Source organism: Desulfuromusa ferrireducens, from assembly GCF_055389805.1.
In genome coordinates this window covers 2,309,235-2,322,364 of sequence record NZ_AP042415.1, presented here as the reverse complement: position 1 = coordinate 2,322,364, position 13,130 = coordinate 2,309,235, and the positions used below count along the sequence as shown (strand labels likewise).

Sequence of the window (13,130 nt, the reverse complement as noted above, 5' to 3'; positions counted from 1 at the left end):
CCTTCAGCAAAATGGCCCCGCAGAATAAGTTCTGCGGGGCTCTTTTTTGTTTAGTTCAGTTGTTTTTTTCTGCGAGAAACTAAAGGTCGCTGGTCATGATAAACAGCGGCTGCCTTAAAAAGGATTCGTAGATCGGCCGCAGCCGTTCGGTATTGTAATATTTTGCGACATCGACCACCTTTTTGCGACCGGTCACCACATCAATCGGCACATTGTCATAGCAGCCGTTACGCAGACTGACCAAACGTCCAGACGCCCCCTGCAGGACCAGATCGAGTGCCAGATTGCCAAAGGCCATCGGCACGATGGAATCCATCGCGTCAGGGTCGCCGCAGCGCACCAGATAACCGAGCCGTTGGTTGACCACATTGACCCGCCGGCCCTGATTGTAACGCGGCGAAAGGTCTTTCAGCTCCTTGGCGATTTGGTCGCCGATGCCACCGAGTTTTTTATGCCCGTACTGATCCTGCTCCTCGCCCTCAAATGACATCGCGTCATGATGGGTCATGGTCGCCCCTTCGGAAACCAGCACAACCGAATAATTACTCGGATGCTTGAGACGGTCGTGACTGAGCAGTTCCGCCAGATGCTCCACTTCAAAGGGATGTTCGGGAATGATACAACGATCGGCAGCCCCGGCCATGGTCGGCAAAAGCGCTGAATAACCAGCGTAGCGGCCGAACACCTCCAGCACCAGAAAGCGCTCGTGTGACCCGGCGCAGGTGCGCAGGCTGTGGGTCAGTTCGATGGTGCGGGTGACGCAGGTGGAAAAGCCGATGCAGTAATCGGTGCCGGGGACATCGTTATCCATGGTTTTGGGGATGGCCACTACCTTGACGCCTTCCTGATGCAGGCGCAAACCGTAGCTGAGGGTGTCGTCACCACCGATCGGGATCAACGTATCGATGCCGAGAAAATCAAGCTGTTTGAGCACATCGGCGGTCACATCGTTGAACTCTTCGGTGTAACTATCACGCAAATGGGGCGGCACATTACTCAGCGGCAGATGGCTGGGTCGAGTCCGCGAGGTGTGCAAAAAGGTGCCGCCGGTGCGCCCGGCGCGGTTAACGATCTCTTCGGTCAGCTCCTGCACATGGGCGCTGTTATCAGCCTTGGGATCGGGGACCATATCAACAATCCCTGCCCAGCCACGACGGATGCCGAGCACCCGGTAGCCTTCGCGCAACGCCCGAACCGTCACCGCCCGGATCGCTGGGTTTAAGCCCGGGACATCACCACCACCGGTCAAGATACCGATTGTTCCTTTTACTTTAGCCATCGGTTCACCTCCATTGTCAGACGTAAATCAATCGAATAAATCATCTCCCCCTTAAGATTAGACGATCTTCTGCGTCTGGCAACTGAACGTGACGATCAGAATCATTGCGGAGCCGGGCAGGTTACTCCCTGAAAACCGCTACAGGATGTGGACAGGTGCTTGATCAACCACTGTTGTGTCGGCACGGACAATCCCAGCTGGCCGATTTCTCTTTCCAAATCCTCCGGCTGACCGTTACAGCCCAGATAACCATTCAGCCGTGCCGCGGCGGTTGAAGCGACAAACTGGTTATCATCCGGATAAATGGACTGAACTTCCGCAAGAAGTTGATCGCTGCGGCGCAGATAATATTTCTGATGGTAGTCTTCGGCGGCAAAGAACTCGCCGACCGACTCGATATCGGTTTTGACCGCTGCGCCCAAGGTTGCGGCCAACTGCTGCCGTGACTGTTCGGCCACACGGAGTGGCACATCATCCAAAGTGAAAATAGCGTTGCGATATTGACGGCGAGAACCATTATGCCTCGGATTGTGACTTGCCCAGAAAAAGTCCAGCAGCTTGGCGTAAGTAATTTCTTGCGGATTAAATTCGACCTGAACGGTTTCGCTGTGGTCCCCCATCAACCAATATGCGGGCTTGCCGGTCGTACCACCGGCGTAACCGACCGTTGTTCTATAAACACCGGGGAGACTCCCGAACCGGGAATCGTGACCCCAAAATCAGCCCAGGGCGAACAGCGCTGTTTCGGTCTGTTCCGGGTGGTATCGATCAATTTCCGGAATGTTGATCGCAAGTTGTTGGTGCGATTTTGTCATGCCAACCTCCTCGCTGGCGACGGAGTTTTTCGCCTCAGAACGATCCAGCAACCACAACCCACTGCCGAACAGACAGAACAGCAGGAGAGTGATTTTCACTTTCCCCCAAAGAGCATTGGTGCGCAGAATTTTCATCACCACCTCCGCTGATCAGGAGCTACAGGACAACATCGAACAGCCAGCTCGATTGCGCGCCCATTCGGGCCGTTTTTCGGCGAACTGCTCTTTTCCCGGTTGCTCGTCGTAGGGATGGCGCAACACCTCGAGCAGTTCGTTAACCAGCGAATGATCACCCCTCTCCGACTTATCGATGGCCAACTGGGCCAGATAGTTACGTAACACATATTTTGGGTTGACCGCGTTCATCCGTTCGGCGCGTTGAATATCTGGGCGACCATCCCGCCGTGCGCGCGCCAGGTAGCTACGCAGCCAACGGCCGATGCGTGCTTTATTATCGCAGGTCAGTTGCTCGGGTTGATAGTAGGCCGGTTGCAACGGCGCGAGCAGGATGTCATCCGGCGCATCAGCCGCTTCGTCCAGAACGGCCAGTTGGCGATAGAAAATCGTCATGTCAGTTTCCACCAACGTCAACACCTGCTCCAGCTCGGCGAACAGTTCAGCGTCTGTCGCCGGGTCGAACTGTTGCAAGCCCAGTTTGCCAGCCATCATCTGTTGCCAGCCTTGCTTATACACGTCCCCGTAAAGCTGTAACGACTGCTCCAGCGGCTCAACCTGCTCAATCAAGGGGTAGATGGAATTGGCCAATTGGGCGAGGTTCCACAGAGCGATCTGCGGCTGCTGGCCGAAACTGTACCGCCGCCCCTCGGCATCGGTGGTGTTGGGCGTCCAGTGCGGATCGTAATCCTCCAACCAGCCGTAGGGACCGTAATCGATGGTCAGACCGAGAATCGACATGTTGTCGGTATTCATCACCCCGTGAACAAAACCGACCCGCATCCAATGCACCAACAGCTCGGCGGTGGTCCGACAGATTTCAGCAAACCACTGCAGGTAAACCTGCGGCGATGGTTCATCCAGATGAGGGAAATCGGTGCGGATACAGTAATCGGTCAGTTGCCGTAGCTGTTCGAGTTCGTTGCGCCAAGTAAAAATCTGAAAATTACCGAAGCGGATAAAAGAAGGTGCGACGCGACAGACAATCGCCCCCGGTTCCTGTTTCGGCTGACCATCATAGAACATGTCGCGTGTCACCTGTTCACCGCTCAGCAGCAGGCTCAAAGCTCGGGTGGTGGGCACACCCAGATGCTGCATCGCCTCGCTGCAGAGGAATTCCCGCACCGAAGAACGCAGCACCGCGAGCCCATCTCCGCGCCGCGAATAGGGGGTCAAGCCGGCTCCTTTGAGCTGCAATGCCCAGCGCTGCCCACGTTGATTAATCACTTCGCCCAGATTGATAGCCCGACCGTCTCCCAACTGCCCAGCCCAATTGCCGAATTGATGCCCGCCGTAACACATGGCGAAGGGATCCATTCCCGGCAAGAGTTGGTTGCCAGAAAACAACTGGGCAAACGCCTCCGCTTCGCAGGTTGCCCCTGACAGATCGAGAATTTCGGCGACCTCGCGGGCATAAGCAACAAGCTGCGGATTGGCCACCGGAGTCGGCGCGACCCGCGAGTAACAGGCTCTTTGAACCTGGCGTGTCCGGTTACCGCTCACGGGGTCAGCAGGCAGTTCGCGGACAAAGCGGTTATCAAACTGCAGGCCATCGAGCGAACAAAAGGATTTAGTCAGCAGATTTACTTTCATGGCTTCAATTGTCGCACTGCTGCAGTTCTGGAGGCAATACGTGCCAGTGATTTTATCGAACAGCGACAAACTGCGTCCGGCTCCCCATTGGCAACCAAACCACCACCACTGCGTTAGAAGCAATAAGAGTGGTCGTCTATAAACCGCCACCCAGGTGCAAACTAAATGTGAAGCCAGGAGAATGCCGATGCCAATGCCGATCAAACATCACGACAGAGAAACCTATTCAGGAATGGCTTTTGTTGCGCTCTATTTTGTTGCGCTCTTCATCCTCACTATCTCTTTGATCGTCGTGCTGGCGCTGCTTTAGGCCATCCAGCACAAGCCAACCTAATAAACGGCCATTTCAGCACAACCGGCACGGTTTGGCAGAACCTTTGACCGGGCACTGATTCGTTCGGCTTATCTATTGACACCCCCATACATGAATGGTAATCACTCAGCAATATTTGTATTTCCTGTTCAGCTCTTCGGGGCTGAACTTTTTTTGTTGTTGAGGATTCAATGACCCACCCGCAACGTCGACAATTCAAACTGCTTCGGACCGAAGCGCGCCTGTTGATGACCTTGGCAGCGCCAATTCTCACCGCACAACTGGCCCAACAGGCGCTCGCCTTTACCGACACGGTAATGGCCGGACGGGTCAGCGCTACCGACCTGGCAGGAGTCGCTGTCGGCGGGAGTTTGTGGATACCGATCTTCCTTTTTCTCTACGGGGTGTTGCTGGCCCTGACACCGATGATTGCACAACTCCACGGTGCCGGAAAAACCGACGAAACCGGCCCGCTGGCAAGACGCGGCTTACTGGTCGCCGTGCCCCTGACCCTGATCGCAATATTGCTGCTGCGCAACGCAGATTTCATTTTCACCTTGATGGACGTTGAGCCGCAGGTAGCGGCTATCGCCAGCGGTTACCTCAAAGCGATTTCCTGGGGGATGCCGGCGATAGCGCTCTTTTTTCTGCTGCGGAATTTAAGCGAAGGGCTCGGACTGGTGCGGCCGAGTATGCTCATCGGTCTAGCCAGTATCCCGATCAACGTGACCGCCAACTATATCTTCATCTATGGCAAACTGGGCTTTCCAGCCATGGGTGGGGTCGGTTGCGGCTGGGCGTCAACCATCAGTCTTTGGTTCATGGCCGGCTGCATGCTGCTGACCATCTGGCGGATCAGGCAATACAACAAAACCCACTTCTTCGATCTCGGAAAAAAAACTGGCCAGGAAGGAGCCAGACAGGTCCTGCGACTGGGCCTGCCGATCGGCCTTGCCCTGCTGGTTGAGTCAAGCATCTTTGCCCTGATCGCGCTGTTCCTCTCTCCATTGGGAGCACTGGCGGTCGCTTCGCACCAGATCACGCTGAACTATTCATCCCTGATTTTCATGATCCCGTTAAGTATTTCCATGGCCATCACCATCCGCGTCGGCCACGCCATCGGCAAACAGCGGGCCGACCGCGCCCGCCTGGTCAGCAAAGCCGGCCTGCTGCTAAATTCGGTGATCGCCCTGTTAACGGCAACGCTGACGCTGATCTTTGCCGACGAAATCGCTGCTATCTACACCCATGATGCGCAGGTTATCGCCGTCGCTGTCGGCCTGCTCTACCTGAACGCCTTCTACCAGTTTTCCGATGCACTACAAGTCAGTGCTGCTGCCGCACTGCGCGGCTACAAAGACACCAGGACACCGTTATTGATGGTTATCATTGCCTACTGGGGCATCAGCCTGCCGCTCGGATATTCTCTGGCCTTGACCGATCTCTGGGGGCCACCGATGGGTGCCAAGGGTTTCTGGATCAGCCTGATTGTCGGCCTGACTATCGCGGCCCTGCTGCTCGGCCTCCGACTGCGAAAAGTAACCCGGCTGCAGAAATTATCGCACTTCTGATTGCCACTAAAACCGATTCGTTCCAGTTTATCCCTTTGGCCGATCAGCAGTTCTGTTGCGCAACCACTTTTCCAGCAGTAGAATCAGCCCCGCCCCAAGCAATGCTGCCAGTAACAAGCCGACCACCATCAGCAGGTTCTGCAGCAGAGCCGGACGCAGCAACAGCACCAGGCCGAGAACCAACATCATCATCCCGGAGAGCAGCTTCAACAACCGCCCCTCGTATTCGCTGAGTTTGTGACTGCCGAGAGTCAGGGTAAAGAGGATGACAATAAGCAGTAACGGCGCAATATAGGCCAGATTGTAGAGCCCCAAATAGGCATAATACAGCCAACTCGGCAACTCCCGCAGCGTCAGCGCCCGGGTGTAGACCATCGGAAAGCCGGCAGTACACAGCAATTCATAACTATTGGCGACCACTGCCAGCACCGTGGTCCCGGCCAGCAGCGGCAACAACCGGTCGCCCTTGAGCAGATTGCGCATTCTGGCGAACAGATGCGGCTTTGCGGTTTCAGAAAGGGACAATGAGGGACCGCGCCGAAGCAGGAAATGATCCTTGATATTCAACACAGCGATGGTCAGCGCGACCAGACCGGCCACAGTCGTCAACAGCGGCAAGTTGCCAGCGAGCAAAAAAAGGTTGAGCCAGGCGGACATAAAGAGGAAGTAGATCAGCCCGGAGAAAAAAATAAAGACTCCACCGACCAGGAACATGCGTTTTCGGGAATGGGTATGCACCATCAAACTCAACAGAAACAACAGCACAAAAAAAGCACAGGGGTTAAAGCTATCGAGCAGACCGATGATGATGGTGAATAGCGGCAGGGAGTACTCTTGCGGATCGATCGGCAAACCTGCCAGTGGCATCGGTTTGCTCTTCTCTGGTTCGATCAACGACGCTTGCTCTCCGGCCTGCAGGGCGACAACCAGATCATAACAACCGGCATCCAGACAATCCCGCACCGCCTGTTCAATCTCAGCAGCGACCTGCGGATTGAAACCGAACCAGACCTGCCGACCAACCGCGGTGGCCGGGGTGGTCGCAAAATCGATGCCCTGCACCTCGGCCAAGGCATCCATCAGCTGAAAGCTGTCACGCTGCAACCAGACATCATAAATCTGCAGTTGCAGTTGCGGATAGCGTTGCTGCAACTGCTCAACAAAGGGCTTTTCCTGCTGACAGCTGGGGCAGTTCTCGGCGTAAAAAAAGTGTAAGCGGGCCGCAGAACCACAGGCGTCAGGCGGACCGCAGAACCCGAGACAGAAAATCAGTAGAACCAGTCCCACCTTGCTGCCCATGACATCCCCCTTACGGCCGCGCGGTTCTTCAGCTGGAGTTCTTCAGGCAGGTGTTCAGTATCAGCATAGCCCGTTGCAGGCAGAGTGCAATCGGCAAAAAATCAAAAAAAAAAAGAGCTGCATGGTTGCCCATGCGGCTCTTTTCAAATCGTTGCAAAAAAGGTTTTGCTTAGATTTTACGAATTGCTGCAGCTTGAGGACCTTTTTGGCCTTCAGTTACATCAAAGCTCACGCGATCGCCTTCAGCGAGAGACTTGAAGCCGTCGCCTTCGATTGCGGAGAAGTGCGCAAACACGTCAGGACCGTTGTCCTGCTCAATAAAACCAAAACCCTTAGAATCGTTGAACCACTTAACTGTTCCTTCAGCCATCTTTTTCTCCATCTCCCGTATCGGGATTTTCTTCGTTGTGTAAATTTGTCGCCGTAAAAAAATAAAAACACGCGGCCCAAGAGGGTCTGCGTGTTCTGTTTTAATTGACACCTTGTCAATTGTGCGACAACAAAATCCTTACACAAACTTGCTTAGATTCGCCGAAGGTAGCACGAGAACTTTGACAAAAGCAACCTATTATTTATAAAGATCATAAACAAAGTCGAACCGCGCTGCTTTCCGCCACTCAACCACCCGCACCCTGCCGTTCAGCGGCCTGACAAGCGGCACCAACAATCCCGGCCTGATTGCGCAACTCAGCTGGCAACAACTCGGCCTGAATATCAAGATGACAAAAGAACTTGTCATGCTTCTTACTGACTCCACCGCCAATAATGATCAATTCAGGGGAGAGCAACCGCTCGGCCTGAGCAAAAAACTTGTTCAAGCGCTTCGACCAGGACTTCCAGCTCAACTCCTCATTGTCGCGCACCGCCGCGGAGGCGTAGCGTTCCGCCACCCCGCTTTTTAAGCGCAGATGACCGAGTTCGGAGTTCGGGTAAAGGCTACCGTTGTAAAATAGCGCGGAACCTATCCCTGTCCCCAGAGTCACAACCAGAACAGTCCCGAGACGATCCCTGCCACAGCCGAATCGCATTTCAGCCAAACCGGCAGCATCGGCGTCGTTAACGACGGAACAGGGGCAACCGGTCGCCTTGCCCAGCAGGGCAGCGACATCAGTCCCGACCCAGCTCTCATCGATATTCGCCGCCGTCTTTGCCACACCATCACAAATCACCGCCGGAAAGCCACAACCAACCGGCCCCTGCCAGTTGAATTGATTGACCAGGTCAGCCACCTTTGCCGCCACCGCCTGAGGTGTTGCCGGGGTCGGAGTGACGATCCGCACGCGCTCTGAAATCAGCTGCCCACTGGAGACATCAACGATTGCTCCCTTGATGCCACTGCCACCGATATCGATTCCCAAGTATTCCATGATGCCTCCTTGAATTCCATCTTTCAGAGAGCAAAGTATAGCGCTATTTTCTGCTACTGAAGTCCCGAACAGCCGGTCATGCAAATTAAGCTGCTAGGAGCCTGTCTCATTTTTTCTTCGCAACAGACTGCCCCTTGGCCATTGCTGTCAGGTAATCCTTGAACTCCAACTGGATTAACGGATAGGGACTGTAGATAAAGAGAAAAAACTTAAAAGAAGCCATCTTCAGATAGGAGTAAGACGGTGTGATTGAAGCACAGGCCAGCAGGGTGCGCAGCAGGACATTGTCGATATAAAGCAATGCACCCAGCGGTATGATGGCCACAAACAGTGACTCGAGAATAATCCGGGCGAGAAAAAACAGCCAGGAGCCGCAGAAAATTCGCGGAGTCTTAAACAATTCCAGGTAGAGAGCAAACTTGTCCGCATAGGTGCCATTTTGCAGCACCGCCAGTTTGGACGAATAGGAAAGTCCGGCCATAATCACCGGCCAAACCACCACCAGAGTTGCGACAAAGCACCACGCCGGAAGCGCGCCTCCGGCCTCTTGCCACCAAGCGTAGCACCAGGCATAGTTTAAGCCGCCCCAAACCAGCGTCAGGCTGATCAGCATGGTCAGGGCAGTTAAATCCCAGAGGAACTGGGTTGCCTTGAGGCCCAATAAGGATTTGATCAAGCCCTGCTCACCGGGCGAATTGTGCCAGCGGCGCAGGCTGCTCGAAGGCCAAAGGGACGCGACCTGCTTAAAAACAAACAGTCCGGCAAGCACTCCCAGGGCCAGCGGGGTGAAAAGCCACTCGCCAACCAAGCGGGGAAGATCGACAAAAATGATCTGCGGCAGCTGTTCTTGCCAAGTGGCAAAAGAAAAGGAGCTCTTCAGTGCCGACAGATCGACGTTGTGGCGCAACAGGCGGTCAGCGGCGAGAATCAGAAAGATCAGTAAAATAAATGAGCGGTGTTTGAGTAAATCCTTGGCCGACTCGACGGTCAGGATTGAAAGCAGCATTTTTTTTGATTGTCCGGTGGTTCCAGTTTTTGCCATACGTCTATTTTTCTACCGGTTGCTGATTCAGCAGCAGTTCGAGTTGCCCCTTGCGGGCGGCAGGCAGCGTCAGAGTCAGGGCGTGATCCAACTCGGCGAAATAGCTCTTGGCGTCAATCGCCAGTTTTAGCTGCAGGGAGTGACCATCCAACTGTTGCTCTAACGCTTGCTGATAGTTGAACTTGATCCAGCCAAAACCGTGGGCATCCACTGTTAACTCCGCCTGCGATTGTTCACTATAAAGGATCGTCAGTCGTTCCGGATCATAATCAAGCTGGATATTCAGACTCTCAACCTGCGCCGGAAGCGGTAAGGGATAGGCACGGGTACTGTAAAAAGGCCGTCGGGTTAAAAACCCGCTGGTCATAATCAGGATCGCCAAAATGGTCCCGATGGTCAGCCCGATCCGCCTGGCCTTGGTCTGTGGGCTTATTTCTATCGTTGCGGGTATTTGTTCGGCCTCTGGCAGCCAGAGCATCAAGCCAACAGCAGTCATTCCGACCAAGCCGAAAGACCAGATGGTATCGCTGGTAAAGTGCGCCCCCTGAACCACTCGAGCCGCAGACAGTAGCGTGCCGAGCACGAGCCCGGTGGCCACGCCGGTCACCGCTAACGGCTTCGAGCGCCGGTAAAAAGCCGCCGTGGCCAAAAAGACAAAGCCCATGGTGCAGTGACCGCAGGGGAAGGACGCGCCCTGGCCAGGAGTGCCGGGCGGAAAAATTGGCCGATATTCCCATTGACCACCATATTCGATGGTTTGACTCGGGCGCGGACGGCCCCAATACTGTTTGAGGATGGCATTGACCAGCAACCCGGCGGCCAGAACAGCAGTCAGAACCACAACCAGACAGGGCTTGCGCCAGTCTTTCAGGCTGGGTGCGTAAAAGCTGACCAGCCAGACGATCAGGCAGCCGACCGCCAGAACAACCCCAGGAATGGTGCCTTTTTTATGCAACCAATACCACAGCGGTTGCTTGGCCAGAAACCACCCCTCGCCGGGGCGATAGAAATGACTGGAGATACTGCGATCCAGATCAAAAACGGTAAAAATAACGGTCATCAGCAACAGTGCCGCAAAGGGCAATCCCAGCCAGAGCCAGAGATCTTTGCTGATATTTTTAGAAGTTGTCGCGTAAATGGAGGTCGACATGGCGCAGAACTATTTATCTCGCATAAAAGGTTCCTGCTTTCGCTGGAAAATGACGAACAGCAGCCGTTTAAAAAACGAAAAAACCCAGACGGAAACCTGAGTTGCCCTGTCTTACAACAGCCCTATCCCATTGTCAAACAAAAGCAACACCACACCAGTTTGGCGACCCGCTAAAGCCGGCAGACTAGAGCCGATGATTCAGGTGACAGCTCCCGGAATCGCATTCCCGGCGCCGTGCCGGCAACAGATGGCGATAACGGGCAAAGACACTATAACCGATCCGGCTGAGCAGGTTGATCCCCGGCAGACCGATCAGAGCACTGAACAAGCGATAAATTGAGCCACTTGGATACGCCTGCCAGATGGTTACAAAGGCATCCACGCCGACAGAAAACTTCCCATCCGCATCACGGACATGTATCCGTGCCATAAACTCAGCACGCGACTTACCGTAACGGTCGGGGTCAAACTCAGCAGCGCTGATATCAATAAAACGCAACCGGTCTTCCGGGTTGTGCTTGCGGTAACTATCAATCTCAGTTGAACAGACCAGACAGGCACCATCGTAAAAAATCTGCAATGGAAAAGAAACGGCCATAATTCAGTGCTCCTGTGTTTGCATCACAATTGTCATTGCAATCATCTTAACAGAAGCGAGGTCGGCAGGTTAAGCCTTGGTCAACACTTGGTGCTTCGTAGCAGCAACCGATAAATATTGACAATTTAGTTGATTTAAAAGGAAAGCTACCGCGTTCTACTTTATTTTAATCATTTAATAAAAGGAGAGCGCTTACGAAAGAGTACGGGACCCACCACCCCGTCCAGCAGGAGCTACTCACAGTCATAACCCCAAACTTCACCAAACCGGTCTGGAACAACCCACAAATGAACTGCAACCGGGGTAAGTACAATGATCAGGATGTCGACACTTTTCCCTGTGCCAAGTGCCATACCCGCGCCTAAAGCAGATTGAACATAACTAAAAAAAACTCCTGGCCTTTCGGCGAAGGGTTTTTTTTGTACCTGCGGGTCATGTTATGCTAATTTGCTCAACGGGAAATGACTCTGGAAAAGAAAATATTTATGAAATTGAACAGCGAGCAGAATAAAGGGATCTTCAACGGCGTATTCCTCGGCTATTTCGTGCTGCTAATGCACGTGCTGCTGATCCTCGTCCTCGGTGTTGTCGTTGTTCTCATCAAGGGAATCTACGATTTCCGTTGGTTTCTGTTTGCCGGTGGCGCGATATTCGTTCTCGGCTCCGGCTATTTCTTTTACCGCAAATTGAAGGAAAGCAACCGCAGCCTGCGCGAAGCGATAAACGATCCGGCCCTGCAGGGAAAAACCCTGGAGATCAGCCTGTTTGGCGGCATGGCCTCGGTCAAACTCGGCAGCAACAACGACCAGCCACAACTGATCCATCTCGCTGAGGGCAACGCACCCGCCCTGCTGGAAGCTCCCCGCAGTCAGGTACAGGAATTAAGTGACTTGGCAAAGATGCTTGAAGATGACCTGATCAGCCGCGAAGAGTTTGGTCGTCTGAAAAAACAACTGATCGAATCATAAATCGACTAGTTTTCTTCCCCTTCAGTTTTTTCCATAGTGCGCCGCTGCACAACAATCTCCAGCCCCTCAATCAATTTGCCTTTTTTCACCTTTATCCGCTTGACCTTGTTGCCGCCATAGCGACCAAAATAACTACCGAGCGGCGGCAGGCCGATACCGACCTCTTCACGGGCGTGCAGATAGACCAGTCCCGGTTCGACAAGACGCAGCTCGAACCGTCCTTCGTCATCGCTCGGTGCCGAGACGGCCAGCAGCTGGCTGGTCATGTCCAGCTTGTCGAACACCTGGACCCGTAACCCGGCAACCGGCGTGCCAGACTGGTTGATCAGTCGGCCGGTAATCCCTGTTTCAATCTGGCCAGAAAAGCCGCTGAACTGCCAATAGGATCTGTGGATGCCAACATCAACCGGCATCTCCGGGCGAAGCACGACCGACAACATTTCCCCTTCACCATCCGGCGCCATAAAGATCAGATCTCCCTTACGCGGAGGCCCCCAACTCGGGCCAGGAGAATTTCGCACCACGGCGCTCAGAAAATAGTTGCCGGGAGCCGCCTCAATAACAAAACTGCAATCATCAGCCAGTTCAGCAACTGCGCGAGGGATAACATTGAAACCATAGGGGTCAGAGGCACTTTTCCCATCGTTGGGCCAGAGGGAAACTATGCCTCGACAGGTCTCAACGGCAGAAACCTTCAACTGACCCGAAACCTTTCCCAGCGATGCGGCCACCGATGTGGCAAGGCAGGTAAAGCTGCAGAGCAAACAGAAGAGACTGATCAGGGTTAAGCGTTTCATCATTGCCCCCAACAAACGAGATACGGAACGGACCTTCCAGCTACCAAATATCAATACTTTATCGGTCATATTTTTTTCACCGCCGCGCGCAGGCAGATAATTTCCGCCACAATCTCAACCGACAGGCCGTCAAGAAACAGGGCGGCGCCCCAAGATCCTGCGTC

Annotated in this window: 13 protein-coding genes and 1 pseudogene; 3 read left to right on the top strand and 11 right to left on the bottom strand. The window is 54.0% G+C overall.

All coding sequences use genetic code 11. The annotated features are described in order from the left end of the window. Positions 1-79 precede the first annotated feature (79 nt). From ACZ5PT_RS10390 to ACZ5PT_RS10375, 4 genes and pseudogenes are all read right to left on the bottom strand, one after another. Positions 80-1,279, bottom strand: coding sequence for a 6-phosphofructokinase (locus tag ACZ5PT_RS10390; RefSeq protein WP_464262964.1), 1,200 nt, complete (start codon positions 1,277-1,279; stop codon positions 80-82). A gap of 101 nt (positions 1,280-1,380) precedes the next feature. Next, positions 1,381-1,986: pseudogene (locus ACZ5PT_RS10385) on the bottom strand (peptide-methionine (S)-S-oxide reductase MsrA); the annotation flags it as partial. A 12-nt stretch (positions 1,987-1,998) separates the two neighbouring features. After that, positions 1,999-2,229 (bottom strand): hypothetical protein, encoded by a 231-nt coding sequence (locus tag ACZ5PT_RS10380; RefSeq protein ID WP_464262963.1) that lies wholly within the window; start codon positions 2,227-2,229, stop codon positions 1,999-2,001. 15 nt (positions 2,230-2,244) lie between these two features. Then, positions 2,245-3,861: a protein adenylyltransferase SelO gene (locus tag ACZ5PT_RS10375; protein WP_464262962.1), complete on the bottom strand. Its 1,617-nt coding sequence runs from the start codon at positions 3,859-3,861 to the stop codon at positions 2,245-2,247. A gap of 187 nt (positions 3,862-4,048) precedes the next feature. Between ACZ5PT_RS10375 and ACZ5PT_RS10370 the strand changes: the two genes are divergently transcribed. Continuing rightward, entirely contained in the window at positions 4,049-4,171 is a 123-nt protein-coding gene (locus ACZ5PT_RS10370) for a hypothetical protein (RefSeq protein WP_464262961.1), read from the top strand. A gap of 194 nt (positions 4,172-4,365) precedes the next feature. Continuing rightward, positions 4,366-5,745 carry an MATE family efflux transporter gene (locus tag ACZ5PT_RS10365; protein ID WP_464262960.1) on the top strand — a complete coding sequence of 460 codons (1,380 nt, stop codon included), beginning with the start codon at positions 4,366-4,368 and terminating at the stop codon, positions 5,743-5,745. Between the two features lie 27 nt (positions 5,746-5,772). On the opposite strand, the gene ACZ5PT_RS10360 is transcribed toward ACZ5PT_RS10365, so the two are convergent. From ACZ5PT_RS10360 to ACZ5PT_RS10335, 6 genes are all read right to left on the bottom strand, one after another. After that, positions 5,773-7,044, bottom strand: a complete 1,272-nt coding sequence (locus ACZ5PT_RS10360; protein ID WP_464262959.1) for a TlpA family protein disulfide reductase — start codon at positions 7,042-7,044, stop codon at positions 5,773-5,775. A 169-nt stretch (positions 7,045-7,213) separates the two neighbouring features. Beyond that, entirely contained in the window at positions 7,214-7,414 is a 201-nt protein-coding gene (locus ACZ5PT_RS10355; protein ID WP_464262958.1) for a cold-shock protein, read from the bottom strand. Between the two features lie 247 nt (positions 7,415-7,661). Further along, on the bottom strand, positions 7,662-8,411 hold the full coding sequence (gene ppgK, locus ACZ5PT_RS10350; protein WP_464262957.1) for a polyphosphate--glucose phosphotransferase: 750 nt from the start codon (positions 8,409-8,411) through the stop codon (positions 7,662-7,664). A 106-nt stretch (positions 8,412-8,517) separates the two neighbouring features. Beyond that, the gene (locus ACZ5PT_RS10345) at positions 8,518-9,453 is read right to left on the bottom strand and encodes a hypothetical protein (RefSeq protein WP_464262956.1); all 936 of its coding nucleotides are present in this window, start codon (positions 9,451-9,453) and stop codon (positions 8,518-8,520) included. A 4-nt stretch (positions 9,454-9,457) separates the two neighbouring features. Then, positions 9,458-10,603 carry a phosphatase PAP2 family protein gene (locus tag ACZ5PT_RS10340; RefSeq protein WP_464262955.1) on the bottom strand — a complete coding sequence of 382 codons (1,146 nt, stop codon included), beginning with the start codon at positions 10,601-10,603 and terminating at the stop codon, positions 9,458-9,460. Positions 10,604-10,787: 184 nt separating this feature from the next. Next, a complete protein-coding gene (locus ACZ5PT_RS10335) occupies positions 10,788-11,201 on the bottom strand; it encodes a thiol-disulfide oxidoreductase DCC family protein (protein WP_464262954.1) in 414 nt (137 codons plus the stop codon). Positions 11,202-11,686: 485 nt separating this feature from the next. Here ACZ5PT_RS10335 and ACZ5PT_RS10330 point away from each other — a divergent pair, with 485 nt between their 5' ends. Further along, positions 11,687-12,169, top strand: coding sequence for a hypothetical protein (locus ACZ5PT_RS10330; RefSeq protein WP_464262953.1), 483 nt, complete (start codon positions 11,687-11,689; stop codon positions 12,167-12,169). 5 nt (positions 12,170-12,174) lie between these two features. Here ACZ5PT_RS10330 and ACZ5PT_RS10325 read toward each other — a convergent pair whose 3' ends face one another. Further along, entirely contained in the window at positions 12,175-13,035 is an 861-nt protein-coding gene (locus ACZ5PT_RS10325) for a carboxypeptidase-like regulatory domain-containing protein (protein ID WP_464262952.1), read from the bottom strand. Positions 13,036-13,130 lie beyond the last annotated feature (95 nt).